Annotated in this window: 25 protein-coding genes; 13 read left to right on the top strand and 12 right to left on the bottom strand. The window is 70.9% G+C overall.

Translation table 11 applies throughout. From position 1 onward, the window contains the following. Positions 1-88: 88 nt before the first annotated feature. Complete coding sequence (locus tag ACLB9X_RS19095) at positions 89-304, top strand: hypothetical protein (RefSeq protein WP_410361583.1); 216 nt, start codon at positions 89-91, stop codon at positions 302-304. 11 nt (positions 305-315) lie between these two features. On the opposite strand, the gene ACLB9X_RS19100 is transcribed toward ACLB9X_RS19095, so the two are convergent. Further along, positions 316-828 (bottom strand): DinB family protein, encoded by a 513-nt coding sequence (locus ACLB9X_RS19100; RefSeq protein WP_410361584.1) that lies wholly within the window; start codon positions 826-828, stop codon positions 316-318. 134 nt (positions 829-962) lie between these two features. On the opposite strand from ACLB9X_RS19100, the gene recO reads away from it, so the two are divergent. The 4 genes from recO to ACLB9X_RS19120 all read left to right on the top strand — a co-directional run bounded on the left by recO (position 963) and on the right by ACLB9X_RS19120 (position 3,756). Then, positions 963-1,709: a DNA repair protein RecO gene (gene recO, locus ACLB9X_RS19105; RefSeq protein ID WP_410361585.1), complete on the top strand. Its 747-nt coding sequence runs from the start codon at positions 963-965 to the stop codon at positions 1,707-1,709. A 14-nt stretch (positions 1,710-1,723) separates the two neighbouring features. Next, on the top strand, positions 1,724-2,569 hold the full coding sequence (locus ACLB9X_RS19110; RefSeq protein WP_410361586.1) for an isoprenyl transferase: 846 nt from the start codon (positions 1,724-1,726) through the stop codon (positions 2,567-2,569). A gap of 34 nt (positions 2,570-2,603) precedes the next feature. Next, on the top strand, positions 2,604-3,128 hold the full coding sequence (locus tag ACLB9X_RS19115; RefSeq protein ID WP_410361587.1) for a YcxB family protein: 525 nt from the start codon (positions 2,604-2,606) through the stop codon (positions 3,126-3,128). Between the two features lie 88 nt (positions 3,129-3,216). Further along, entirely contained in the window at positions 3,217-3,756 is a 540-nt protein-coding gene (locus tag ACLB9X_RS19120; protein WP_410361588.1) for a YcxB family protein, read from the top strand. A 284-nt stretch (positions 3,757-4,040) separates the two neighbouring features. On the opposite strand, the gene ACLB9X_RS19125 is transcribed toward ACLB9X_RS19120, so the two are convergent. The 4 genes from ACLB9X_RS19125 to ACLB9X_RS19140 form a co-directional block, all read right to left on the bottom strand. Next, positions 4,041-4,472: a Fur family transcriptional regulator gene (locus tag ACLB9X_RS19125; RefSeq protein ID WP_410361589.1), complete on the bottom strand. Its 432-nt coding sequence runs from the start codon at positions 4,470-4,472 to the stop codon at positions 4,041-4,043. 72 nt (positions 4,473-4,544) lie between these two features. Then, positions 4,545-5,435 carry a metal ABC transporter permease gene (locus ACLB9X_RS19130; RefSeq protein ID WP_410361590.1) on the bottom strand — a complete coding sequence of 297 codons (891 nt, stop codon included), beginning with the start codon at positions 5,433-5,435 and terminating at the stop codon, positions 4,545-4,547. 2 nt (positions 5,436-5,437) lie between these two features. Beyond that, the gene (locus ACLB9X_RS19135; protein WP_410361591.1) at positions 5,438-6,220 is read right to left on the bottom strand and encodes a metal ABC transporter ATP-binding protein; all 783 of its coding nucleotides are present in this window, start codon (positions 6,218-6,220) and stop codon (positions 5,438-5,440) included. 50 nt (positions 6,221-6,270) lie between these two features. Continuing rightward, a complete protein-coding gene (locus ACLB9X_RS19140) occupies positions 6,271-7,260 on the bottom strand; it encodes a metal ABC transporter substrate-binding protein (RefSeq protein ID WP_410361592.1) in 990 nt (329 codons plus the stop codon). A 145-nt stretch (positions 7,261-7,405) separates the two neighbouring features. Between ACLB9X_RS19140 and ACLB9X_RS19145 the strand changes: the two genes are divergently transcribed. Together ACLB9X_RS19145 and ACLB9X_RS19150 are read left to right on the top strand one after the other, a co-directional pair. Then, on the top strand, positions 7,406-8,785 hold the full coding sequence (locus tag ACLB9X_RS19145) for a glycine--tRNA ligase (protein ID WP_410361593.1): 1,380 nt from the start codon (positions 7,406-7,408) through the stop codon (positions 8,783-8,785). A gap of 75 nt (positions 8,786-8,860) precedes the next feature. Continuing rightward, positions 8,861-9,064: a hypothetical protein gene (locus ACLB9X_RS19150; RefSeq protein ID WP_410361594.1), complete on the top strand. Its 204-nt coding sequence runs from the start codon at positions 8,861-8,863 to the stop codon at positions 9,062-9,064. A 9-nt stretch (positions 9,065-9,073) separates the two neighbouring features. On the opposite strand, the gene ACLB9X_RS19155 is transcribed toward ACLB9X_RS19150, so the two are convergent. Next, complete coding sequence (locus tag ACLB9X_RS19155) at positions 9,074-9,658, bottom strand: TetR/AcrR family transcriptional regulator (RefSeq protein WP_410361595.1); 585 nt, start codon at positions 9,656-9,658, stop codon at positions 9,074-9,076. 31 nt (positions 9,659-9,689) lie between these two features. Beyond that, positions 9,690-10,709 (bottom strand): aldo/keto reductase, encoded by a 1,020-nt coding sequence (locus tag ACLB9X_RS19160; RefSeq protein ID WP_410361596.1) that lies wholly within the window; start codon positions 10,707-10,709, stop codon positions 9,690-9,692. Positions 10,710-10,951: 242 nt separating this feature from the next. Between ACLB9X_RS19160 and ACLB9X_RS19165 the strand changes: the two genes are divergently transcribed. Further along, on the top strand, positions 10,952-11,158 hold the full coding sequence (locus tag ACLB9X_RS19165) for a DUF6243 family protein (protein WP_410361597.1): 207 nt from the start codon (positions 10,952-10,954) through the stop codon (positions 11,156-11,158). A gap of 84 nt (positions 11,159-11,242) precedes the next feature. Here ACLB9X_RS19165 and ACLB9X_RS19170 read toward each other — a convergent pair whose 3' ends face one another. Continuing rightward, complete coding sequence (locus tag ACLB9X_RS19170; RefSeq protein ID WP_410361598.1) at positions 11,243-12,664, bottom strand: MFS transporter; 1,422 nt, start codon at positions 12,662-12,664, stop codon at positions 11,243-11,245. A 53-nt stretch (positions 12,665-12,717) separates the two neighbouring features. Here ACLB9X_RS19170 and dusB point away from each other — a divergent pair, with 53 nt between their 5' ends. From dusB to ACLB9X_RS19185, 3 genes are all read left to right on the top strand, one after another. Then, on the top strand, positions 12,718-13,872 hold the full coding sequence (gene dusB, locus ACLB9X_RS19175; RefSeq protein ID WP_410361599.1) for a tRNA dihydrouridine synthase DusB: 1,155 nt from the start codon (positions 12,718-12,720) through the stop codon (positions 13,870-13,872). A 404-nt stretch (positions 13,873-14,276) separates the two neighbouring features. After that, on the top strand, positions 14,277-16,985 hold the full coding sequence (gene ppdK / locus ACLB9X_RS19180; protein ID WP_410361600.1) for a pyruvate, phosphate dikinase: 2,709 nt from the start codon (positions 14,277-14,279) through the stop codon (positions 16,983-16,985). 692 nt (positions 16,986-17,677) lie between these two features. Continuing rightward, positions 17,678-18,706 (top strand): ArsR/SmtB family transcription factor, encoded by a 1,029-nt coding sequence (locus tag ACLB9X_RS19185; RefSeq protein ID WP_410361601.1) that lies wholly within the window; start codon positions 17,678-17,680, stop codon positions 18,704-18,706. Here the strand turns inward: ACLB9X_RS19185 and ACLB9X_RS19190 are convergent. Beyond that, positions 18,676-19,836 carry an alkaline phosphatase PhoX gene (locus ACLB9X_RS19190; RefSeq protein WP_410361602.1) on the bottom strand — a complete coding sequence of 387 codons (1,161 nt, stop codon included), beginning with the start codon at positions 19,834-19,836 and terminating at the stop codon, positions 18,676-18,678. The genes ACLB9X_RS19185 and ACLB9X_RS19190 overlap by 31 nt on opposite strands. Before the next feature lie 290 nt (positions 19,837-20,126). Here ACLB9X_RS19190 and ACLB9X_RS19195 point away from each other — a divergent pair, with 290 nt between their 5' ends. Continuing rightward, the gene (locus ACLB9X_RS19195; protein ID WP_410361603.1) at positions 20,127-20,549 is read left to right on the top strand and encodes a VOC family protein; all 423 of its coding nucleotides are present in this window, start codon (positions 20,127-20,129) and stop codon (positions 20,547-20,549) included. A gap of 40 nt (positions 20,550-20,589) precedes the next feature. On the opposite strand, the gene ACLB9X_RS19200 is transcribed toward ACLB9X_RS19195, so the two are convergent. Further along, a complete protein-coding gene (locus ACLB9X_RS19200; RefSeq protein WP_410361604.1) occupies positions 20,590-21,450 on the bottom strand; it encodes an AraC family transcriptional regulator in 861 nt (286 codons plus the stop codon). A 66-nt stretch (positions 21,451-21,516) separates the two neighbouring features. On the opposite strand from ACLB9X_RS19200, the gene ACLB9X_RS19205 reads away from it, so the two are divergent. Beyond that, entirely contained in the window at positions 21,517-22,509 is a 993-nt protein-coding gene (locus ACLB9X_RS19205; RefSeq protein WP_410361605.1) for a DMT family transporter, read from the top strand. 24 nt (positions 22,510-22,533) lie between these two features. On the opposite strand, the gene nirD is transcribed toward ACLB9X_RS19205, so the two are convergent. Then, on the bottom strand, positions 22,534-22,896 hold the full coding sequence (gene nirD, locus ACLB9X_RS19210) for a nitrite reductase small subunit NirD (RefSeq protein WP_410361606.1): 363 nt from the start codon (positions 22,894-22,896) through the stop codon (positions 22,534-22,536). Continuing rightward, positions 22,893-25,496 carry a nitrite reductase large subunit NirB gene (nirB, locus tag ACLB9X_RS19215; protein WP_410361607.1) on the bottom strand — a complete coding sequence of 868 codons (2,604 nt, stop codon included), beginning with the start codon at positions 25,494-25,496 and terminating at the stop codon, positions 22,893-22,895. The genes nirD and nirB overlap by 4 nt, the downstream gene beginning before the upstream one ends.

The raw sequence follows: 25,496 nt of genomic DNA on the forward strand, positions 1-25,496 counted from the left end.
CGCGCCCCCTCGCCGCATCGGGGCGCTGCCCGATGGACACTGTCCGCCTGATCGCGACAGCTCTGCCCAGGGAAGGGGGCCGTACGCCATGACCCTGCCCATCGGTACGTACGTCGTCGACACCCGCACCGGGCGGGTGGGCCGGCTCATGGGGACGGCCGGCCCGTTCCTCTCGCTGAGACCCGTCGGCGGCGGCCGGGAGTGGGAGTGCGCTCCTGAGGAGGTGCGACCCGCGACGGCGGCGGAGCGGATCAGCGCGACGACGGCGTACGTGAACGCCCGCAGCCGGGGCGAACTGCCCTGAGCCCCGGCTGATCAGTAGTAGCCGGTCTCGCCGTCCAGGAGCTCGCGGATCGCGTCCATGTGGCCGGCGTGCCGGGCGGTCTCCTCGACCATGTGGATCACCATCCAGCGCAGCGACGCCCGGGCCGACGTGAAGTCGGGATGGCGGCCGGTCTCGTCGAAGCCGTGGGCGGCGATGATCTCGTCCGAGATCGCGCACTGCTTCTCGTACGCGTCGAGGAGCTGCGCGAGCGGCACACCCTCGACACGCATGTCGGCGTCCTCGGGGTCCTGCGAGAACTGGGGCCCGTCGGCGGGGCTCCCCAGGAAGAGGACCTCGAACCAGGTCTGCTCGGTCCAGCGCAGGTGGGAGACGATGCCCGCCATGGTCATCAGGGGCGAGGAGGGCAGGACCGCGCGGTGGGCGTCCTCGTCGGACAGGCCCTCGCACTTGTAGTGGATGATCGCGCGCTGCATGGCGAACCAGCCGAGGAGCTGCGTCCGTTCATCCCCGGAGAAGGGGGGCCGGGTGCGGGAAGGCGTCATGGGGCCGGACGCTAGCGCGGCCGCAGGCCCGGCGGCACCGGGTTTTCGGCCGGTGCCCGGCTCCTGGGTGCGCGGTCCGTTCCGCATGACGAACCCGTGCCCGGGAGCCGCCCGCGGTACGGGAGAATGGGCCCATGAGCCTGTTCCGCGATGACGGCGTCGTCCTGCGCACCCAGAAGCTGGGTGAGGCGGACCGCATCATCACGCTGCTCACTCGCGGTCACGGACGGGTACGCGCCGTCGCGCGCGGCGTGCGGCGCACCAAGTCGAAGTTCGGGGCCAGGCTGGAGCCCTTCTCGCACGTCGACGTGCAGTTCTTCGCCCGGGGCAGCGAGCTCGTGGGCCGCGGGCTGCCGCTGTGCACCCAGTCGGAGACCATCGCGCCCTACGGCGGCGCCATCGTCACCGACTACGCCCGCTACACCGCCGGCACGGCGATGCTGGAGACCGCCGAGCGGTTCACCGACCACGAGGGCGAACCGGCCGTCCAGCAGTACCTCCTGCTCGTCGGCGCCCTGCGCACCCTCGCCCGCGGCGAGCACGCGCCGGGCCTCGTGCTCGACGCCTTTCTGCTGCGCTCGCTCGCGGTCAACGGCTACGCCCCCAGCTTCGACGACTGTGCCCGCTGCGGACTGCCCGGCCCCAACCGCTTCTTCTCCGTCGCCGCAGGCGGCGCCATATGCGGCGACTGCCGGGTGCCGGGCAGCGTCGTACCCTCGGCGGAGGCCATCGGCCTGCTCAGCGCGCTGCTCACCGGCGACTGGGCGACGGCGGACGCGGCCGAGGCACGTCACGTCAGGGAGGGCAGCGGACTCGTGTCCGCCTATCTGCACTGGCACCTGGAGCGCGGCCTGCGCTCGCTCAGATACGTAGAGAAATAGGAGATGTGAGCCGCATGGCACGACGCGGAATCCTGGGCCGGTCCCGCCGCGAGTACAAAGTCCCCGAGCCGCATCCGTCGGGGGCGCGCCCGCCGAGGATTCCCGGCGAGCTCGTGCCGAAGCACGTGGCGATCGTCATGGACGGCAACGGCCGCTGGGCCAAGGACCGCGGCCTGCCGCGCACCGAGGGCCACAAGGTCGGCGCCGAGCGCGTGCTGGACGTGCTGCAGGGCGCGGTCGAGATGGGCGTCGGCAGCGTCTCCCTGTACGCCTTCTCCACCGAGAACTGGCGGCGCTCGCCCGACGAGGTGCGCTTCCTGATGAACTTCAACCGGGACTTCATCCGCAAGACCCGCGACCAGCTCGACGAACTCGGCATCCGGGTGCGCTGGGTGGGCCGGATGCCCAAACTGTGGCGGTCGGTGGCGAAGGAGCTCCAGATCGCCCAGGAGCAGACCAAGGACAACGACAGGCTCACGTTGTACTTCTGCATGAACTACGGCGGCCGGGCCGAGATCGCGGACGCCGCACAGGCGCTCGCGGCGGACGTGAAGGCCGGGAAGCTCGACCCGGCGAAGATCACGGAGAAGACCTTCGCCAAGTACCTGTACTACTCCGACATGCCGGACGTGGACCTGTTCCTGCGCCCGAGCGGCGAGCAGCGCACGTCCAACTACCTGCTCTGGCAGAGCGCGTACGCCGAGATGGTCTTCCAGGACGTGCTCTGGCCCGACTTCGACCGCCGCGACCTGTGGCGCGCCTGCCTCGAGTACGCCCAGCGCGACCGCCGCTTCGGCGGCGCGATTCCCAACGAGGAGCTGCTGGCCATGCAGGGCCGGCCGGACGGCGAGACCGGCTGACGGGCGCGGACCGGGAGCCGTTAGGGTCCCGCCCATGGATCATCAGGGGCGGGACACCCGACACACGACGGAAGCGATCGAGCTGGTCTACCGGCACACCCGCGCCGGCATCCTGGCGGCCGTGCTGGTGCGCGAGCGCCACCGGCGGATGACCTGGCCGCGGCGGATCATGTCCGGCCTGCTCCTGTGCATGGCGCTGCTGCTGGTCTACGGCGGCCGGACGCCGCTCGCCTCGGTGGCCGTCTGGCTGCTGCTCGCCGTGTTCTTCTGGGCGATCCCGCACGTGTACACGTTCCATGCGCTGCGCATCGTCCAGTGGCAGGGCGAGTTCCGCACGACGGTGACCGAGGACGGCGTGGCCGCCGTGAACGACCACTGCTCGCTCACCCAGCGCTGGACCCTCTTCCGCGGCTACCGGGAGATCTCCGACGCCTTCGTCCTGCTCAGCCGCGACCGGGGCGTGATGTGGGTGGAGACCCTCCCCAAGGACGGCCTGAGCGATCCCCGGGACGCCGACCGGCTGCGCGCCCTGCTCGACCGGCACCTGAAGAGGCTGTGACCAACCTCCCTGCCCCGGGTGGGGATTGGCACCTTCCGCCGATACGATCACGGCTCCGCAGTGGTGGACAGTCGTGTACGGAGGGGCCGTGGCAGAGGTGCAGGAGCAGGACGGACAGACGGTGTCGCTCACCTACGAGCCCACCGCCGCGGACATGACGGGAGCGCTGCACGCGCGGATGCGCGGCACCGCCTCCGGCCGCCGGACCCGCCGGCTGCTGCTGGTCACCGGGGTGGCCGGCCTGTGCTGCGCCGCCGTCCTCGTGGGCCTCGGCGAGAGCGACTTCCTGCGCCTGTTCGTCAGCGTCTTCCTCGCCGTCTTCGCCTTCGGCAGCGTGTACGCGCTGCCCCGGCTGCAGGCCCGCCAGCTCGAGCAGCTCGCCGCCCGCCAGGGCGAGTTCCGTGCCACGGTCGACCACCGAGGGATACGGGTGGCCACGCGCGACACCGAGACCGCGACGAACTGGGAGACGTACCCGCGCTACGCCGAGACCGACGAGCTGTTCGTCCTGCTCAGCGCGGACAAGCACGGTGTCGGCGTCATCGTCCTCCCCAAGCGCGGCGTCCCCGCCCAGGGCGACGTCGACCGCCTGCGCGCGCTGCTCGACGGGCACGTCCAGCGGGTCTGACCGTACGGGCCCGTCACGGCCGGTACGCGGCCGCGACACGCGAGGGTTCACCCCCGTCGGTCCGACCGCGCTGCGGTCACTGGGCCGGCGTCGCCGCCGGGGGCGGCCACAGGCGGGCGTACGAAGCCGGGCGGCGCCCACGAGGCGGGCGGCCACGCGGCACGCTGCCGGGTTCGGTGGTCACGAGGCGGACGTACGAAGCCGGGTGGCAGACATGACGCGGGCGTACGGCGATGCGGCCCGCGTGGCGCGCCGCCGAGGCGGTGGTCACGCCGCGCGGGCGGTCAGTTCGCCTTCGCCGCGCACTCCGCACACGTACCGAAGATCTCGACCGTGTGCGCCACGTTCACGTATCCGTGCTGCGCGGCGACCGTCTCCGCCCACTGCTCCACGGCCGGGCCCTCGACCTCCACCGCTTTGCCGCACATCCGGCACACCAGGTGGTGGTGATGGTCGTCCGTCGAGCAGCGCCGGTACACCGACTCGCCGTCGCTGGTCCGCAGCACGTCCACCTCGCCCGCGTCGGCGAGCGACTGGAGCGTGCGGTAGACCGTCGTCAGGCCCACCGAGTCGCCGCGGTGCTTGAGCATGTCGTGCAGCTCCTGCGCACTGCGGAACTCGTCCACCTCGTCCAGCGCCGCCGCCACCGCGGCACGCTGCCGGGTGGACCGGCCTCGCACCGGGGCGGTGTTCCCGCCGGTTGGCGCCGTGGTCACAGGAGCCTCCTTGCCTCGCCCGCACATGTGTCGGGCCATTCTGCCAGGCCCGCGCGCGGCCCCCGCCCGCGCTCAGACCTTGACGTCGTCACTCGGCCGTCGCGTACCCGGCATGCCCACCGTGCACTCCGCGTCCCCGGCCGCCGGCGTCGCCCGCAGACGCGCCAGCGGCAGCGCCAGCGCGGTGAGCACCAAGAAAACGGCGATGGCCAGCAGGATAATCGTCGCTCCCGGCGGCACGTCCTGGTAGTAGGACGTGCTGGTTCCGGTCAGGGCCACGGCGACCCCGATCCCCACCGCGAGCGCGAACGTCGCCCGGAACGACCGCGTCACCTGCTGCGCGGCCGCCACCGGCACCACCATCAGCGCGCTGACCAGCAGCAGGCCCACGACGCGCATCGCCACGCTGACCGTGACCGCGGCGGTCACCGCGATCAGCAGGTTCAGCGCGCGGACCGGCAGGCCGGTCACCCGGGCGAACTCCTCGTCCTGGCTGATCGCGAACAGCTGCTTGCGCAGCCCCAGCGAGACCAGCACCACGAAGCCGGCCAGGATCGAGATGGCCGTCAGGTCCTCCTGCGACACCGTGGACAGCGAGCCGAACAGGAACGAGCTCAGGTTTGCGGTCGACCCCGTGTCCGAGAGGTTGACGAGCATCACGCCGCCGGCCATGCCGCCGTAGAACAGCAGCGCCAGCGCGATGTCGCCGCGCGTACGCCCGTAGGCGCGGATGAGCTCCATCAGCACCGCGCCGAGCACCGACACCAGCGTCGCCACCCACACCGGGTTGACGGACAGCAGGAAGCCGAGGCCGACACCGGTCATCGCGACATGGCCGATTCCGTCGCCCATCAGCGCCTGTCGGCGCTGGACCAGGTGAATGCCGACCGCCGGGGCGGTGATGCCGACCAGCAGCGCCGCGAGCAGAGCCCGCTGCATGAACTCGGTTTCCAGGATTTCCATGATCAGGTCAGCAGTCCTGTGCGGAGCGGCTCATGGGCCGCGTGCGGATGTACGTGGTCGTGGCCCGGCAGGGCGTGCTGGCCCAGCGCCGCCGGCGGCGGCCCGTCATGGACCACGCAGCCGTCGCGCAGCACCACAGCCCGGTCGATCAGCGGCTCCAGCGGCCCCAGCTCGTGCAGCACGAGCAGCACCGACGTGCCGTCCGCGACCTGGTTCCGCAGTGTCGACGCGAGGATCTCCTGGCTCGCCAGGTCCACGCCCGCCATCGGCTCGTCCATGATCAGCAGTTCGGGTTCGGAGGCGAGCGCCCGCGCGATGAGCACCCTCTGGTGCTGGCCACCCGACAGCGCGGTCACCGGGTCCCCGGCCCGGTCGGCGAGCCCCACCAGCTCGATGGCCCGCTGCACGGCCGCCTTGTCGGCGCGCGAGGAGAAGCCGAAGCGGGTGCGGGAGAGGCGGCCGGCGGACACGACCTCACGCACGGTCGCCGGCACGCCGCTCGCGGCCGTCGTACGCTGCGGCACGTAGCCGACCCGCGCCCACTGCCGGAAGCGGCGCAGGGGCGTGCCGAACAGCTCGATCGAGCCGTCCGTCAGCGGCACCTGGCCGATGACGGAGCGCACCGCCGTCGACTTGCCGGAGCCGTTGGCGCCCAGCAGCGCCACGACCTCACCGCGCCCGACGGTGAGGTCCACTCCGCGCAGCACGGGGCGCGTGCCGAGCGTGGCCCGGGCGCCGCTGACGGATATGACCGGATCCGCGGCCGGTTCCGTGACGGGCTCCATGGCGTGTGCCTCCGTTGCGTGCGTGGTGGGTGTCGCGTCGTGCTGCGGGATCACTCCGCGCCGAGGGCCTTCTGCAGCGCGGCGAGGTTGGAACGCATGACCTCCATGTAGTCATCGCCCTTGGACCTGTCGGTGATTCCCTCCAGCGGGTCGAGGACATCGGTCCGCAGGCCGGTGTCCTCCGCGAGGGTCTTCGCCGTCCGGTCGCTCGCGAGGGTCTCGAAGAAGACCGTGGTGACCTTCTCCTCCTTCGCGATCGTCTGCAGCTCCTTGATCCGCGCCGGGCTGGGCTCGGACTCGGGGTCGACGCCCGCGATGCCCTCCTGGTCCAGGTCGTAGCGCTCGGCGAGGTAGCCGAAGGCGGAGTGCGTGGTGATGAACGTCCTCGTCTTCGCGTCCTTCAGGCCCTGTGCGAACTCGGCGTCCAGCGCGTTCAGCTTCGCGGCCAGCGCGTCGGCGTTCTTCGTGTAGTCCGCCGCGTGGTCGGGGTCGGCCTTCCCGAGGGCCTTGCCGACGCCCTCGGCGACCTCGGCGTACTTCGCCGGGTCGAGCCAGAGATGCGGGTCCGCGCCGGCCTCGCTCTCGTGGCCGTGCTCGTCCTCGTGTGCGGCCTCTTCGTGGCCGCCCCCCTCGTGCCCGTGGTCGTGACCGGACCCGGTGCCGTGGCTCTCCAGCGTGGTCAGGGTGGCGGCGTCGACCTTGTGCTCCGCGCCGGACCCGGCGATCGCGTCGTCGACGGCGGGCTGGATGCCCTTGAGGTAGAGGATCAGGCCGGAGTCGTTCAGCTCGGCGGTCTGGCGGGGCCCCAGTTCGAGGTCGTGCGGCTCGACGCCCGGCTTGGTGAGCGTGGTGACGGAGACGTTGGCGCCACCTATCTGCTCGGCGAGATACTGCATCGGATAGAAAGACGCCACGACCTTCAGCTTGCCGTCGTCGCCGCCCTCGGCGGCGTCGGAGCCGGAGCACGCGGAGACGGCCATGAGGCCGAGCGCGACGGCTCCGGCGACGGCGGTGGTGGGTATGAGGCGTCGTACGTTCATGACAGTCATTTTCAACAAAATCGGAAACGATTGTCAATAAACCCCCGTGGCCAGGCCATGACCCGGACCGATTTGATCCGGGGGGTGCGGCCGCCGGTAACCTGAAGCATTCTCCGTTCGTCGTCGTCGTAATGAAGAGAGCACCGTGGCCGCCGACAAGATCGACACCATCGTCAGCCTGAGCAAGCGCCGTGGCTTCGTCTACCCGTGCAGCGAGATCTACGGCGGTCAAAAGGCCGCCTGGGACTACGGACCGCTGGGTGTCGAGCTCAAGGAGAACATCAAGCGCCAGTGGTGGCGCTACATGGTCACGTCCCGCGAGGACGTCGTCGGCATCGACTCGTCGGTGATCCTGGCCACCGAGGTGTGGGAGGCCTCCGGTCACGTCGCCACGTTCACCGACCCGCTCACCGAGTGCACCTCCTGCCACAAGCGCTACCGCGCCGACCACCTGGAGGAGGCCTTCGAGGCGAAGCACGGCCGCCTCCCGGACAGCCTCGCCGAGGTCAACTGCCCCAACTGCGGCAACAAGGGCCAGTTCACCGAGCCCAAGCAGTTCTCCGGCCTGCTCTCCACCCACCTCGGCCCCACGCAGGACTCCGGCTCCATCGCCTACCTGCGCCCCGAGACCGCCCAGGGCATCTTCACCAACTTCGCCCAGGTGCAGCAGACCTCGCGGAAGAAGCCCCCGTTCGGCATCGCGCAGATGGGCAAGTCCTTCCGGAACGAGATCACGCCGGGCAACTTCATCTTCCGCACCCGCGAGTTCGAACAGATGGAGATGGAGTTCTTCGTCAAGCCGGGCGAGGACGAGCAGTGGCACGAGTACTGGATGGAGCAGCGCTGGAACTGGTACACCGGCCTCGGCCTGCGTGAGGAGAACATGCGCTGGTTCGAGCACCCGGCCGAGAAGCTCTCCCACTACTCCAAGCGCACCGCCGACATCGAGTACCGCTTCCAGTTCGGCGGCAACGAGTGGGGCGAGCTCGAGGGCGTCGCCAACCGCACCGACTACGACCTCTCCGCGCACTCGAAGGCGTCCGGCACCGACCTGTCGTACTTCGACCAGGAGGCCGGCGAGCGCTGGACCCCGTACGTCATCGAGCCCGCGGCCGGTGTCGGCCGCACCATGCTCGCCTTCCTCCTCGACGCCTACACCGAGGACGAGGCCCCCAACGCCAAGGGCGTCATGGAGAAGCGCACGGTCATGCGCCTCGACCCGCGCATCGCGCCCGTCAAGGTCGCCGTGCTCCCTCTGAGCCGCAACGCGCAGCTGTCGCCGAAGGCCAAGGGCCTTGCCACCGACCTCCGGCAGAACTGGAACATCGAGTTCGACGACGCCGGCGCCATCGGCCGCCGCTACCGCCGCCAGGACGAGATCGGCACCCCGTTCTGCGTCACCGTCGACTTCGACACGCTCGACGACAACGCGGTCACGGTTCGCGAGCGCGACACCATGAAGCAGGAGCGCGTCTCCCTGGACCAGATCCAGGGCTACCTGGGCAGCCGCCTGCTCGGCTGCTGACGTTCGTCGGCCGTTCGTCACGAAGCCCCCGGTTCCGGGTACGGAACCGGGGGCTTCGTGTGCACACTGGGGCGCATGGTGTCGATGACCACCAGCAAGGTCAGCAGATGGGACGGGCACGGCAGGGAACACGTCGTGCACGTCCAACGGTCCGGTGTGCAGCGGCACTTGCGCTGCGACACCTGTGGGTGGCGCAAGAGCGCCCAGTTTCTTCCCTGGCTGAAGGCGGAGGAGCACCTGGTCCTGGAGCACCAGGCGACGGTCGACCCGAGGGCCTAGCCGACGCCGTCAGACGCGCAGGCCGCGCAGCAGAAGGCCCACCACGGCCTCGAACTCGGCGTCGACGGTGGGTTTTCCCCATTCCGGCGCGTACGCGGGGTCGTGGAAGCGGGCCGTCGCGTCGAACAGCGCACGGGCGGCGGCCGCAGGGTCGTCGGCAGTGAAGTCCCCGGCGCGCACGCCCTCTTCGACGATCTGCCGCAGCTGGCCGACCAGGACCTCCAGGTGCCGGTCCACCACACCGCTGTTCTCGTCGATGAGCACGCCGTACGTGGCGAACAGCTCGGGGTCGTCGCCCGCCTTATGGCGCTTGGCCTCGAAGAGCGCGGACAGCCAGTCGGCGACCCTCTCGGGGCCGGTGCGGTCCGGAGCCTCGATGATCTCGGCGAGGGCGACCTCGGTACGGGTGAGCCAGCGGTCGGTCACCGCCTCACGCAGCGCCGCCTTCGTGCGGAAGTGGCGGTAGACGCTGCCGTGGGAGACCCCGAGGGCCCGCGCGACGTCGACCACCGTGGCCTTGGCCGGGCCGTAGCGCCGCAGCACCTCCTCGGTGGCTTCGAGGATGCGCTCGGCGGTCAGGGTCTCGGTGGGCATGGGGTCGACAGTACCCGGCGGGGCGGCGGGGTCAGCGCTCGCTGTCCAGGTGGGCCATCTGGGCCGCCGGATAGCGCTCGCCGGCCGCGGCGCCGGCCGGAACCGCCTGCTCGACGGCCGCCAGCTCCTCGGTCGACAGTGCGACGTCCAGCGCGCCCAGCGCCTCGGCGAGACGCGCGCGGGTACGGGCGCCGATCAGCGGCACGATGTCCTCGCCGCGCGAGAGCACCCAGGCGATCGCCGTCTGCGCCACGCTCACGCCCTTGTCGTCGGCCACCTTGCGCAGCTGCTCCACCAGATCCAGGTTCCGCTGGAGGTTGTCGCCCTGGAAGCGGGGGCTCATCCCGCGGAAGTCGTCGGGCGCGAGGGAGCGGTCCCGGGTGAAGTGGCCGCTGATCAGCCCGCGCGAGAGCACGCCGTACGCCGTGACCCCGATGCCCAGCTCGCGCACCGTGGGCAGGATCTCCTTCTCGATGCCGCGCGATATCAGGGAGTACTCGATCTGGAGGTCGGCGATCGGGGCGACGGAGTCGGCCCGGCGGATGGTCTCCGCACCGACCTCCGAGAGCCCGATGTGGCGGACGTGGCCGGCCTCGACCAGCTCGGCGATGGCGCCGACGGTCTCCTCGATCGGCACGTCCGGGTCCACGCGGGCGATCCGGTAGACGTCGATGTGGTCGGTGCCGAGGCGCTGGAGGCTGTACGCGGCGAAGTTCTTGACCGCGGCGGGCCGGCCGTCGTAGCCGCTGAAGCCGCCCTCGACGGTGCGCAGCGCGCCGAACTTGACGCTGATCAGGGCCTGTTCGCGGGCGGAGGGGGCGGCGGTGCGCAGGGCCTCGTTGATCAGCAGCTCGTTGTGGCCCATGCCGTAGAAGTCGCCCGTGTCGAGGAGGGTGACGCCGGCGTCGAGCGCGGCGTGGATGGTCGCGATCGACTCGGCCCGGTCGGCCTCGCCGTAGAGAGCGGACATGCCCATGCAGCCGAGGCCCAGGGGGAAGACGCGCGGGCCGGTGCTGCCGAGGGGCCGGGTGGGGTGCGGGACGGAGGTCATGGGGGCTCCCATTCGTCAGGTCGCGTACGGAAGGTCTTGCCACTGACGACTATGGCATGTCTGATGACAGATTTCAATATCTGTCATTCACCGACGATCGGTGGGAAAAACAGATGCCCCACGGCCGGCCGCGCGCTACCGTCCCTGCCATGTCTTCGTTCTTCCAGATCTACGAGTGAGACGGCGGCAGCCTGCCCGCCACCCGGAATCCGAGTCACTTCTCACCCCGACGGGAGAACCCCATGGCCAAGAGCCGGAACAACCTCCTCGGCGTCGGCGGACAGCGCAAGAAGCTGTCCCGCGCCGACCAGCACGGAAACGGGCCCGCCCGCACAGCGGACCGCAAGGCGGCCGCCGACCAGAAGCAGGAGCTGCTGCGCAAGATGCGTGAGCGCGCCCAGGGCCGCCACGAGCAGTCGCAGGAGCAGCCGCAGGAGGACGCGTCCTGATCGCATGAAGGGGCCCGGACCGCGCGCGAGGCGCGGCCGAGGCCCCTTTCAGGCGTCACCGGGCGGACGCGGGCCTTTCACGCGTCACCGGCAGGCGCGGGCGTCCGCCTCGGCCGCAGGGGCGAGGAGCCGGGCCGTGCGGCGAGCGGATTCCTGTGCACGCCGGCCGCTGGTGAGCCCCCCGACGACCAGTACGCACAGGCCGCAGCCGGCGATGATCCACCAGGCGGGCCGGCTCGCGGCGACGAAGCCCTCGGTGGGAGCGGAAGTGGGGACTCCGGCAGCGAGAACGGCCCCGATGACGGCGACGCCGAGCGTCTGGCCGATCTGGCGGCTGGTGGAGGCGACGGCGGCGGCGACCCCGGCCTGGGCGCGGGGCATGCCGGAGACGGCGGTGTTGGTGATCGGCGTGTTGACCATGCCGAAGCCCAGGCCGAACAGCACGAAGCCGGTGAACAGCAGCACCTGCGAGGTCTCGGCCTCGAACGCGGCGAACAGGACCCCGCTCGCGGCCATGGTGATGCCCGCGATCAGCAGCGGCAGGCGCGGGCCCCGGCTGCTGACGAGCCGTCCCGACAGGGGCGCGGACACGAGGGTGAGGCCCGCCATCGGCAGCATGTAGAGGCCGGCGTGCAGGGCGGAGTAGCCGCGCACGTCCTGCAGGTAGAGCGTGTTGACGAAGAGGAAGCCGGCGAGCGCCGCGAACGAGCACACCGCGATGACGGTGGCCCCGCTGAACGGCGCGCTGCGGAAGAAGCGCAGGTCGATCAGGGGTTCGCGGCGCCTCGGCTCGTAGAGCAGCAGACCGGCCAGGGCGAGGGTCGAGAGCACGGCGAAGGCGGGGTCGGCCTCGATGATCGCGTACGTGAGCGAGCCGAGCAGCACGATCACGAGGAGCTGACCCACGGGGTCGGCCCGGCGGGGCCGGGGAGCGCGGGACTCGGGGACGTAACGCCAGGTGAGCAGCAGGGCGACGAGGCCGACGGGGAGGTTGACCCAGAAGATGGACCGCCAGCCGACGGAGTCGACGAGCAGCCCGCCGACCAGCGGCCCCGCGGCCATCGAGATGCCGACGACGCCACCCCAGAGGCCGATGGCGCGGGCACGTTCGCCCGGGTCCGTGAAGGTGTTGGTGATGATCGACATGGCCACGGGGTTGAGCATCGAGCCGCCGACGGCCTGCACCATGCGGAAGCCGACGAGCAGTTCGAGGCTGGGCGCCAGCGAGCAGAGCAGGGACCCGAGGGTGAACAGCACGAGGCCGGCCTTGAAGACCCGGCGGCGGCCGAAGCGGTCGGCGGTGGAGCCGGCGAGCATCAGCAGGGAGGCGAGGACGAGGGTGTAGGCGTCGATCGTCCACTGCATGCCCGCCACGGAGGCGCCCAGCTCGTCGCGCAGGGAGGGCAGGGCGACGTTCAGCACGGTGTTGTCGAGGCTGACGATGAGCAGGCTCGTGCAGCAGATCGCCAGGATCAGGATCCGGTGACGGGGGCTGATCTCCTCCATGGGTGCATAGTACGGCTAACTAAGGACTGTGCCGGTGCGCGACAATGGGGCCCATGACCACGCTCGCCCCTGCTGCCGCCACGACGCTCCGGATCGGCCCGCACACCGTGCAGCCGCCGGTGGTGCTCGCACCCATGGCCGGAATCACCAACGCTCCCTTCCGCACCCTCTGCCGCGAGTTCAGCGGCGGGAAGGGCCTGTTCGTGAGCGAGATGATCACCACGCGGGCGCTGGTCGAGCGCAACGAGAAGACGATGCAGCTCATCCACTTCGACGAGACCGAGACCCCGCGCTCGATCCAGCTGTACGGAGTGGACCCGGTCACCGTCGGCAAGGCCGTGCGCATGATCGTGGACGAGGACCTGGCCGACCACATCGACCTCAACTTCGGCTGCCCCGTCCCCAAGGTGACCCGCAAGGGCGGCGGCTCCGCCCTGCCCTACAAGCGGCCGCTGCTGCGGGCGATCCTCAACGAGGCCGTGTCCAACGCGGGTGACCTGCCGGTCACGATGAAGATGCGCAAGGGCATCGACGACGACCACATCACCTATCTCGACGCGGGCCGTATCGCGGTCGACGAGGGTGTCACGGCGATCGCCCTGCACGGACGCACGGCAGCGCAGCACTACGGCGGCACGGCCGACTGGGACGCGATCGCGCGGCTCAAGGAGCACGTCCCGGAGATCCCGGTGCTCGGCAACGGCGACATCTGGTCGGCGGACGACGCGCTGCGGATGGTGCGCGAGACCGGCTGTGACGGGGTGGTCGTGGGGCGCGGCTGCCTGGGGCGGCCGTGGCTCTTCGGCGACCTGGTGGCGGCCTTCGAGGGACGCACGGACGCCTACGCGCGGCCGTCGCTGCGCGAGGTCGCGGACGTCATGCTGCGGCACGCGACGCTGCTGGGCGAGTGGATCGGCGACGAGTCGCGTGGGGTCATCGACTTCCGCAAGCACGTGGCCTGGTACCTCAAGGGCTTCGCGGTCGGTTCGGAGATGCGCAAGAAGCTGGCGGTCACGTCGTCCCTGGACGAGCTCGGCGCTCAGTTGAGCGAGCTCGACCTGGACCAGCCGTGGCCGGTGGGGGCCGACGGGCCGCGGGGCAGGACGTCGGGCAACAACCGCGTGGTGCTGCCGGACGGCTGGCTGAAGGATCCGTACGACTGCGCCGGGGTCGAGGCCGACGCGGAACTGGACACTTCGGGCGGCTGAGCGCGCGCCGGCACCCGTCGTGCCGGTCCGGATGATGGAATTCCGTCAGGTTTCCCGGCGTGATTCTCGCCACCCCTGATAGGGGGCGCGCTCAGATGAGCGATATTCGGACGGCTGCACCTTTCAAAGGATGGCACTGAGTGCCACCCTTTTGGTCTTCGCCTTCTGTGTCGACCCATCACGCTGCGTCGACGGAGATCGTCGACTTCGTCGCTTAGCGTACTGATGGCTTCAGAAGTTGAAGACAGTGGCTGCCGCCTGCGGACTCCGGTGACACTTTCGATCTGCTGGCGGACGAGTGGTTAAGGCCGTATGACGCGCAAGTGGACGTACCGAGGTGCCTTCGATCTGGGTATGTTCCTCGCCGTCAGGGCAGCCACCGAGTCCTCGAGGAGTCGAGACCCGTGTCGGAAAACAAAGATCAGAAGTTCGTCTACGACTTCACCGAGGGCAACAAGGACCTCAAGGACCTGCTCGGCGGGAAGGGTGCGAACCTCGCCGAGATGACCAACCTCGGTCTCCCGGTCCCTCCCGGCTTCACGATCACCACCGAGGCGTGCAAGGTCTACCTCGAGAGCGGCGAGGAGCCCCCGGCGCTCCGCGACGAGGTGAGTGCCCACCTCGACGCCCTCGAGCAGTCCATGGGCAAGAAGCTCGGTCAGGCCGACAACCCGCTGCTGGTGTCCGTACGCTCCGGCGCCAAGTTCTCGATGCCCGGCATGATGGACACCGTCCTCAACATCGGTCTCTCCGACGAGTCGGTGGCGGGCCTCGCCACGCAGGCCGGCGACGAGCGCTTCGCCTGGGACTCCTACCGCCGCCTCATCCAGATGTTCGGCAAGACCGTGCTTGGCGTCGAGGGCGAGCTCTTCGAGGACGCCCTCGACGAGGCCAAGGCCGCCAAGAAGGTCACCGTCGACACCGACCTCGACGCCGCCGACCTGAAGAAGCTGGTCAAGCAGTTCAAGAAGATCGTCAAGGCCGAGGCCGGCCGCGACTTCCCGCAGGACCCGCGCGAGCAGATGGACCTCGCCATCCACGCGGTCTTCGACTCCTGGAACACCGACCGCGCCAAGCTCTACCGCCGCCAGGAGCGCATCCCCGGCGACCTCGGCACCGCGGTCAACGTCTGCTCCATGGTCTTCGGCAACCTCGGCCCGGACTCCGGCACCGGCGTCGCCTTCACCCGCGACCCGGCCTCCGGCCACCAGGGCGTCTACGGCGACTACCTGCAGAACGCGCAGGGCGAGGACGTCGTCGCCGGTATCCGCAACACCGTGCCGCTCGCCGAGCTCGAGTCGATCGACAAGAAGTCGTACGACCAGCTGATGCAGATCATGGAAACCCTCGAGACGCACTACAAGGACCTGTGCGACATCGAGTTCACCATCGAGCGCGGCCAGCTGTGGATGCTCCAGACCCGCGTCGGCAAGCGCACCGCCGGGGCCGCGTTCCGCATCGCCACGCAGCTCGTGGACCAGGGCCTGATCGACGAGGCCGAGGCGCTCCAGCGCGTCAACGGCGCGCAGCTGGCGCAGCTGATGTTCCCGCGCTTCGACGACACGGCGAAGACCGAGCTGCTCGGCCGCGGTATCGCCGCCTCCCCGGGTGCGGCCGTCGGCAAGGCCGTCTTCGACTCCTACACGGCGGTCAAGTGGTCGCGGTCCGGCGAGAAGGTCATCCTGATCCGCCGCGAGACCAACCCGGACGACCTGGACGGCATGATCGCCGCCGAGGGCATCCTGACCTCGCGCGGCGGCAAGACCTCGCACGCGGCCGTCGTGGCGCGCGGCATGGGCAAGACCTGTGTCTGCGGCGCCGAGGAGCTGGAGGTCGACACCAAGCGCCGCCGGATGACCGTGGGCGACCGGATCATCGAGGAGGGCGACGTCGTCTCCATCGACGGCTCCACCGGCAAGGTGTACCTCGGTGAGGTCCCGGTCGTGCCGTCCCCGGTCGTCGAGTACTTCGAAGGCCGCATGCACGCGGGTGCCGACGACGCCGACGAGCTGGTCGCGGCCGTGCACCGGATCATGGCCTACGCGGACCGGGTCCGCCGGCTGCGGGTGCGGGCCAACGCGGACAACGCCGAGGACGCGCTGCGCGCGCGGCGGTTCGGCGCGCAGGGCATCGGCCTGTGCCGCACGGAGCACATGTTCCTCGGCGAGCGCCGCGAGATGGTCGAGAAGCTGATCCTCGCCGACACCGACGACGAGCGCGCCGCTGCCCTGGAGGCTCTGCTGCCGCTGCAGAAGCAGGACTTCGTCGAGTTGTTCGAGGCGATGGACGGGCTGCCGGTGACGGTGCGTCTGCTCGACCCGCCGCTGCACGAGTTCCTGCCCGACATCACCGAGCTCTCGGTGCGCGTCGCCCTCGCCGAGGCCCGCAAGGACCCGCACGAGAACGACCTGCGCCTGCTCCAGGCCGTGCATCGGCTGCACGAGCAGAACCCGATGCTGGGTCTGCGCGGTGTACGCCTCGGCCTGGTCATCCCCGGCCTGTTCACCATGCAGGTACGGGCGATCGCGGAGGCCGCGGCCGAGCGCATCGAGGCCAAGGGCGACCCGCGCGCGGAGATCATGATTCCGCTCGTGGGCACGGTCCAGGAGCTGGAGATCGTCCGCGACGAGGCCGAGCAGGTCATCGCGGAGGTGCAGGCGGCGACCGGCGTGGAGCTCAAGCTGGCGCTCGGCACGATGATCGAGCTGCCGCGTGCCGCGCTGACCGCCGGTCAGATCGCGGAGGCCGCCGAGTTCTTCTCCTTCGGCACGAACGACCTCACCCAGACGGTGTGGGGCTTCTCGCGGGACGACGTGGAGGCGAGCTTCTTCACGGCGTACCTGGAGAAGGGCATCTTCGGAGTGTCGCCGTTCGAGACGATCGACAAGGACGGTGTGGGCTCGCTCGTGCGCAGCGCGGTGGCGGCGGGCCGGGCGACGCGTCCGGACCTGAAGCTGGGCGTGTGCGGGGAGCACGGCGGTGACCCGGAGTCGGTGCACTTCTTCCACGAGGCGGGCCTGGACTACGTCTCCTGCTCCCCGTTCCGCATCCCGGTGGCGCGCCTCGAGGCGGGCCGGGCGGCGGCCCAGTCGACGGGCAGCGACTCGCGCTGACGCGGGCGGTGCTCGGCCGATGACGTCCGAGCACCCAGGCGTCCGAGCGCGGACACATACTCCGGGGCCGTCATCCGGGAGCGGGGCACGAAAACCCGCAGTCCGGAACCTCGACCCTCACCGGCATCCCGGTGGCGGTCCCGGAACCCCAGCGGAAGGGGCAGGCGCCCTGTGCGAGGCGCCTGCCCCTTCCGCTTCGTCGTCTGGCGGCCCCGTCCGGTGAGCGCGGTCCGATCGAGCGCGGTCCAGCCGAGCGCCGATCGTCGAGCACTGCTCGGCGAGCCGCTGTTCTCCGCCGGGCGCTGCCCGCCCCGCAGGAAAGTCGCCCCTGCTGACCAGTCGTTCAGTTGAATTCCGTACGTACAACGGGAATCGAATTCTCGACATTTTCCGTACGAAGAAAACCGGCGGAGCGCGGCCGGCGGATCCCCACCCGCCGACCGCACTCCATTACCCGTGCCGGACACGGAGCCGCAACCTCCGCCACCGCCGCCGGACGCGAAGGCCCCCCACGGTCCTTGCTGCGTCACATCGGTGAAGTAGGTTTCATGCCCGACGCCGTACAGCCTTTCGGTTGCCCCCATGCTCCCGCGAGGCGTTTCAACTGTGGCTGAAACACCGTGGTAACAACCTGTGATTGCATGCATACTCAGTGATGGGGGGCGATTGCGGATGCAACAAGTGGGGGTTCGGTGCTTCGAATTCACTTCAACGCGGACGACCTGGCGAAAGTGCGCATGGCCGCCAGGCCCGACGCATTGTGGGAATCCATTCTCAGCTTCCACCGATTGCGCGACCGCAGAGGCGCTCTCACCTTCGGTGAATGGCGCTCCGAGGCCCGGGCCCGGTTGAAAGGTGAAACACGCCTGCTCGCCCAGCTCGTGCCGCCTCGGGGGTATTTCCCGGACTTCCTGACGCCCCGGGAGGGCCGTGACGGCCTCGACGCCGGGCTGGAGGCGCTCCGCGCCACTGCGCCCGCGCGGCTGCACACCGAGTTGGCCCTCGCGGTCGCCCACCGCTCGCCCCTGCACGTGCTGCCCGCCCGGCTCCTCGCCCTCGCCGAGGGCCGCGCGGAGGCCGTCGCCCGTCTCGTGGCCGCCCTGCGTGCCTACTACCGGGCCGCCGTAGAGCCGTACTGGCCCCACATCCAGGCCCGCGTCGAGGCCGACCGCGCCGTGCGCGGCCGGGCGCTGCTCGACGGGGGCGCGGGCGAGCTCCTCGCCTCGCTGCCGCCCGTGCTGCGCTGGCGTGCCCCCGTGCTGGAGGCCGACTACCCGGTCGACCGCGAACTGCGCTTGGCCGGGCGGGGGCTGCTGCTCCAGCCGTCGTTCTTCTGCCGCGGCACACCGGTCGTGCTGCGCGACGCCTCACTGCCGCCGGTGCTCGTCTACCCCGTCTCGCACGGGGCCGAGCCGGCCTTCGGCGAGTCGGCGGGACCCTCCCTCGGCCGTCTCCTCGGCCACACGCGCTCCGCCGTGCTCCAGGCCATCCGCAACGGCTGCACCACCAGCGAACTGGCCCGCAGGGCGGGGGTCTCCCTCGCCTCCGCGAGCCAGCACGCAGCGGTCCTCCGCGAGGCGGGGCTCGTCGTGACGCTGCGCCACGGCAACGCGGTCCTGCACACGCTCACCCCGCTGGGCGCCGCGCTGCTGCGCGGCGCCTCGGCGGAGCCCTCAGGGGTCCCCGAGCCCTACGCGCGGAACGGTCCGGTCACCTCGTAGGTGATGCCGCCCGAGGAGCTGCCCGTGGTGCCGCGCTGGCTGGAGAAGTAGAGCCGGCGCCCGTCGGGCGAGAAGGCCGGGCCGCAGATCTCCGAGCTCGACTGGCCGGTGATGCGCAGGAACGGCGCTATGACGTCGTCCGGCGTGATCACGCAGATCTCCATGTTGCCGCCGTCCTCGGCGACGAAGAGGTCGCCGGAGGTGGCCCCGGTCATGTTGTCGACACCGGTCAGCGGGGCGCCGCCGCCTACGACGAGGGAGTCGTCGTAGGCGAGTTCGTAGGTGCTGTTGAGCAGGTTCAGCTGCCAGAGGCGGTTGTCGCCCTTGGTGGTGAACCACACGCTGTCGTTGGCGTAGTGGCAGCCCTCGCCGCCGTTGAACAGCTTGGCGCCGGACACCTGGTCGCGGGTGGGGGTCGGGGAACCGTCGGGGTCCGGCACGGTCCCCCACGTGAAGGAGCCGGAGGTGGCCGTTCCGGCCTTGAGCACCTGGAGCGTGCCGGAGGACAGGTCGCCCCAGGTGGTGGGGACGAACCGGTAGAGGCAGCCGTCGGACGCGTCCTCGGTGAGGTAGATCACCTTGCGCACCGGGTCGGCCGCGGCGGCCTCGTGGTTGAAGCGCCCCATGGCGGACCGGCGTACGGCGGCCTTCACGCCCCACGGGTCGGTCTCGTAGACGTAGCCGGTGCTGACCTCCTCGCAGGAGAGCCAGGTGTTCCACGGGGTGGCGCCGCCCGCGCAGTTGCGGTTGGTGTTGGAGAGGATGCGGTAGGCGCCGGTGATCGCGCCGGTCGACGAGAACTTCACGGCGCTCGCGCCGCCGGTGGAGGAGATCTCCGAGTTGGAGACGTAGATCCAGCCGGTGCCGTCGGCGAAACAGGCGCCGCCGTCCGGGGCGTTGTGCCAGGTGTAGGAGGTGGAGCCGACCGTCCGGCCGGACCGGGCGATCACCCGGCTGGTGAACCCGGCCGGGAGCTGGATGCCGTTCGCGTCGGCCGTACCGAGCGGCCCGTACGGGCCGGCGCCGGGCTGCGCCGGAGCCGCGGAAGCGGCCCCCTGCCACAGCGTGAAGCCGAATGCGGCGGCCGACGTGCCGACGACCGCGCCACGCAGGAAACTACGACGTTCCACTTGTCACTCCAGAGGGGGATGACCAGCCCCGTGGCACCGGCCGGCACCACGGGGTCGCGCAGTCGGAGAACCTAGGAGCGGTGCATTGACGCCACGGCAACGGACAATGGCCCGGAGGCGTCGACTCCAGGAGTACCGGCGCGTTCGTTACCGGCCGTCACAGGAGCCCCAGGAGAGGGCCGAAACTTTTCCACGCGCGAGCGATGAGTACGGACCACCGTCCTCGTCTACCCCTACGAAGGCACCGCACGGCGGAGCACGCGACCAGAGCCCACGAGAGAGAGACGGCCATGCCCCAGATGATCTTCGTGAACCTGCCCGTGAACGACCTGCAGACCAGCAAGGCCTTCTGGAGCAAGCTCGGCTACTCCTTCAACCCGCAGTTCAGCGACGAGAACGCCGCATGCCTGGTCATCAGCGACACCATCTTCGCGATGCTGCTGACCAAGCCCCGGTTCAAGGACTTCACCAAGAAGGAGATCGCGGACGCCGCCGGCTCCACCGAGGTGATCCTGGCCCTGAGCGCCGAGAGCCGTGAGAAGGTCGACGAGCTCGTGGACGCGGCCCTCGCCGCCGGCGGCTCGCCGGCCAACGAGCCGCAGGACTACGGCTTCATGTACGGCCGTTCCTTCCAGGACCCCGATCACCACATGTGGGAGGTCGCGTGGATGGACATGGAGGCGGCGGCGGAAGCCATGGCACAGGGCGACTGACTCCGGCGGGGGAGGCGGCGGGCCGGTCGTGACGACCGCGTCACGGCGGGCCCGCCCGTTGGTACAGCCCCGGTGTCACGCCGAAACAGCGCACGAACCACCGGTGGAAGTGGCTCTGGTCGGCGAACCCCACCGCGACGGCCGCGTCCGCCGCCGGCGTACCGGCCGCCAGCAGCCCGCGCGCCCGCCGCAGGCGCACCAGCCGCTGCCAGTCCGACGGCGACATCCCGTACTCGGCCCGGAAGGCCCGGTACAGGGCGAACCGGCTGCAGCCCGCCGCCTCGGCGAGCGCCTCGGCCGTCACCTTCTCCGCGTACGTCTCCTCCAGTAGCGCACGCGCCCGGCGCGCCGCGAGCCGGGCCGGCCCGTCGCGGCCCGGGACCCGCTCCCGGGGCGGGCGTGCCGTGCCGCGGGCGACCATCGCGGTGACCGCCGCCGTCAGAAGCTCGTCGCGCACCAGGGGGTCCGCGTCGCCGACGAGCGCGGTGTGCAGCCGCAGCAGGGCGTCGCGCAGCACCGGGTCGCTCAGCGCCGGTTCGGGGAACAGCGGCATGACCGCCCGCCCGCCGGCCATGTCCGCCAGCGCGTCGCGGACGACGTCGGGGCCGATGTGCACGATCCGGTACTGGTAGCCGACGTCGGCCGCCGCCTGCCCGTCGTGCGGCTCGTCCGGATTGAACGCCATCACCATGCCCGCGCCGCTGGTGTGCGCGCCGCCCCGGCAGTGGAATCGCTGGGCCCCCGCCTCGGTGATCCCGAACGAGTACGCGTCGTGGCTGTGGGGGTGGTAGACGTGGTCGAAGAAGTGGGCGCGCATGGCCTCCAGCGGACGGTCCGGGTCGCGCCAGTAGCGTGCCCAGCCCTCGCCGGGCGTCCCCGGTGAGCCGTGAGCGGTGTCCATCCCCTCATTGTGGTCCCCGCACGAACGTACAAGACGGGGGAGGGCGGGCGGGGCGACGCTGGTCGCATGACATCGGCCAAGACGGCGTACCCGGTCAAGGGCAAGGACAACCCGTATCTGCTGCTGACGGTGACGATGGTGCTGTGGGGCAGCGCCTTCAGCAGTTCCAAGGTGGTGGTGGAACAACTTCCCCACGGCGTCGCGGCGTTCCTCCGCTTCGGCGGCGGTGCGCTCGCCCTGCTGGTCGCCGTGCGCCTCTTCGGCCGGCGCGGCGTACGGGTTGCCCCGCGCGACCGATGGAGGGCGGCGCTCGCCGGACTGCTCGGCGTCTTCGCGTACAACCTGAGCTTCTTCTGGGGGCTCTCGATGGCGCCCTCGATGGACGCGGGTGTGATCGTCCCGGTCATGAGCCCGGTCCTGACGACCGCGTTCCTGCTGCTCACCCGCAGGGAGTCGGCGGCGCCCGCGCGTATCGCGGGGCTCGGCCTGGGCGTGGTGGGCGCGGTGGTCTTCTTCGTCGGGGCGGGCACGGGCGGCGGGGGCGCGACTCGGCTGACCGGGGACCTGTTGTTCCTGCTGAGCGCCGTCTGCTGGGCCTCGTTCACGCTCGCGGGACCGCGCGTGCTGGCCGGCATCGAACCGCTGCGGGCCACGACGTACGCGACCTGCGCCGGGGCCGTGGCCCTCGGCGTGTTCTCGGCCCCCGAACTGGGCGACGTGAGCTGGGGCGAACTGCCCTTCAGGACATGGCTGAACGTGGTGTTCCTCGCCGTCGGGCCGACCGCCCTCGCCAACCTGCTCTACTACCGCGGAGTCGGCGCGGTCGGCCCCGCCTCGGCTTCCGTGATGATGTTCCTCGTGCCCGTCTTCGGCAGTTCGGCGGCCATCGTCTTCCTCGGCGAGTCCTTCGGCGCCGTCCAGGCGGCCGGTGCCGCGGTGCTGCTCGCCGGCGCGCTGCTCGCCGTCACCCAGGGGCGCCTGCCGGGCCACCGGGGCCCGGCAGGAGAGGGTGCCGCTCACGCGCCGCGAAGAGTCAGGGCAGTGACAGACGACGCGTGAGCGGAGCCGGGGGAGTGACCGCCGTCAGTGGAGGCGGACCTCGTAGGCGGTCACCGAGACCGTCTCGTCGTCCAGGCAGCGCCCGGACGCCAGGTCGAACCGCTGCTTGAGCAGCGGCGACGCGACGAACGGCCGGCCCGCCGCGGTGCCGATCAGGCCGCGCGAGAGCACCTGCGCCCCGGTGAACGGGTCGCGGTTGTCGATCGCGTACGGCACGCCGTCGCGGTCCAGGAACAGCCCGGCCTGGCGGCCGTCCGGCAGCAGGGCGGCGACCCCGCGGCCCGGCGTGAGCCGGGACAGCGGGCACACGGTCAGCCACTCGTCGCCGATCCGGAGCTGGATCTGCATGTCCGTCGACAGCTGCGTCTTCTCAGGGGCGATGGTCATCGGGCGGCAGTACCTTCCAGGGCTTCGTCCAGGGGACGGATGGACAGCAGGGGCAGATCGGGCTTGACCTGGTCGCGCTCGGGCACGAACTTCACCGTCGGGTCCGGCACGTCGGGCGCGTTGACGAACGACACGAACCGCAGCAGCCGCTCCGGGTCGTTCAGCGTCTCGGCCCACTCGTCCCGGTAGCCGGCGACGTGGTCGGCCATCAGGGACTCCAGCTCGTCGCAGATGCCGAGCGAGTCGTGCACGACGACGTCGCGCACGTGGTCGAGGCCGCCCTCGATCCGCTCCAGCCAGGCCGCGGTGCGCTCCAGCCGGTCGGCGGTGCGGATGTAGAACATCAGGAACCGGTCGATCAGCCTGATCAGTTCGGCGTCGGACAGGTCCTGCGCCAGCAGGTCGGCGTGGCGCGGCGTCGCTCCGCCGTTGCCGCCGACGTACAGGTTCCACCCGTTGGCCGTGGCGATCACACCGAAGTCCTTCGACTGCGCCTCGGCGCACTCGCGCTGGCAGCCGGAGACCGCCGACTTCAGCTTGTGCGGCGAGCGCAGGCCGCGGTAGCGCAGCTCCAGGTCGATCGCCATGCGGACCGAGTCCTGCACGCCGTAGCGGCACCAGGTCTGTCCCACACAGGACTTCACGGTCCGCAGCGCCTTGCCGTACGCGTGCCCCGACTCGAAGCCCGCGTCCACCAGCCGTCCCCAGATCTGCGGCAGCTGGTCGACCCGCGCGCCGAACAGGTCGATGCGCTGGCCGCCGGTGATCTTCGTGTAGAGGCCGAAGTCGCGCGCCACCTCACCGATGACGATCAGCTTCTCGGGGGTGATCTCACCGCCCGGGATGCGCGGCACGATCGAGTACGAGCCGTTCTTCTGCAGGTTGGCGAGGAAGTGGTCGTTGGTGTCCTGCAGCGCCGCCTGCTCGCCCTCCAGCACGTAGCCGGAGGCGCCGATCGTGGGCGCCAGCGAGGCGATGACGGAACCGACGGTGGGCTTGCAGACCTCGCAGCCGTTCGTGCCGCGCGCCGCCTCCCGGCCGTGCCCGTCCAGCAGTTCCTGGTACGAGGTGATGCGCAGGGCGCGCACGATCTCGTACAGCTCCTGGCGGGTCTGGGAGAAGCAGCCGCACAGGCCCTTGTCGACCTCGACGCCCGCGGCCTCCAGCTCGGCGTTGACCAGCTGGCCCAGCACCTTGACGCAACTGCCGCAGCCGGTACCGGCCTTGGTGCACTTCTTGACCTCGGGGACGGTGGTGCAGGAGTGCTCGGTGACGGCCCCGCGGATCGTGCCCTTGGTGACGTTGTGGCAGGAGCAGACGACCGCGTCGTCGGGCAGGGCGGCCGGGCCGAGCGCGACCGGCGCACCCGAGCCGGCGGGCAGCACGAGTTGTTCGGGCGAGACGGGCGGCACCGAGCCGGTGAAGGCGCGCAGCGTGCCGTACGCCTCGGCGTCGCCGACCAGGATGCCGCCGAGCAGCGTGCCCTCGGGGTCGATGACGAGCTTCTTGTAGACACCGGCGCGGGAGTCCGAGTAGACGACGTCGAGGCAGCCCTCGGCCGTGCCGTGGGCGTCGCCGAAGGAGGCGACGTCCACGCCGAGCAGCTTCAGCTTGGTGGACGTGTCGGCGCCAGTGAACGAGGACACCTCGCCCTCCAGCGCGGCCGCCGCCGTCTCGGCCATCTCGTAGCCGGGCGCGACCAGTCCGTAGACCCGCCCGTCCGAGGCGAGCGCGCACTCGCCGATGGCGAACACGGCCGGGTCGGAGGTGCGGCACTGCTCGTCGACGACGATGCCGCCGCGCTCGCCGACGGCGAGGCCCGCGTCGCGGGCGAGCTGGTCCCTGGGCCGTACGCCCGCGGAGAAGACGACGAGGTCGGTGGGGAGGACCGAACCGTCCGACAGGGCCATGCCGTTCACGGCGCCGTTCTCGCAGGCGGTGACCTCCTGGGTGCCGACGCCGGTGTGGACGGCGAGCCCCATGTCCTCGATGGTGCGCAGCAGCGCGGCGCCGCCGCCCTCGTCGACCTGCACCGGCATCAGGCGCGGCGCGAACTCGACGATGTGCGTCTGAAGCCCGAGGTCCTTGAGCGCGCCCGCCGCCTCCAGACCGAGCAGACCGCCGCCGACGACCGCTCCGACGCGGGCCGTCTTGGCGTACTCCTCGATCGCGAGCAGGTCCTCGATGGTGCGGTAGACGAAACAGCCCTCGGCGTCCTTGCCCGGCACCGGCGGGACGAACGGGTAGGAGCCGGTCGCCAGCACCAGCGTGTCGTACGAGAGGGTCAGGCCGGAGCGCGCGGTGACCGTGCGGGCGGCGGTGTCGATCGACTCGGCCGGGTCGCCCAGGTGCAGTTCGATGCCGTGCTTCGCCATGAAGCCGTCCTCGACCATGGACAGGTCCTCGGGCGTGTTCCCGGAGAAGTACGAGGTGAGGCGGACCCGGTCGTAGGCGGGGCGGGGTTCCTCGCACAGCACGACGACCCGCGCCCGGCCGGTGACGCCGCGGTCGGCGAGGGCCTCCAGGAAGCGCTGGCCGACCATGCCGTGGCCGACGACCACGATGGTGGGGCTGATCGCGGGAGTGGACGTCGCAGCCAT

This window comes from Streptomyces sp. 5K101 (assembly GCF_046506645.1).
In the GTDB taxonomy this organism is placed as follows: Bacteria; Actinomycetota; Actinomycetes; order Streptomycetales; family Streptomycetaceae; genus Streptomyces.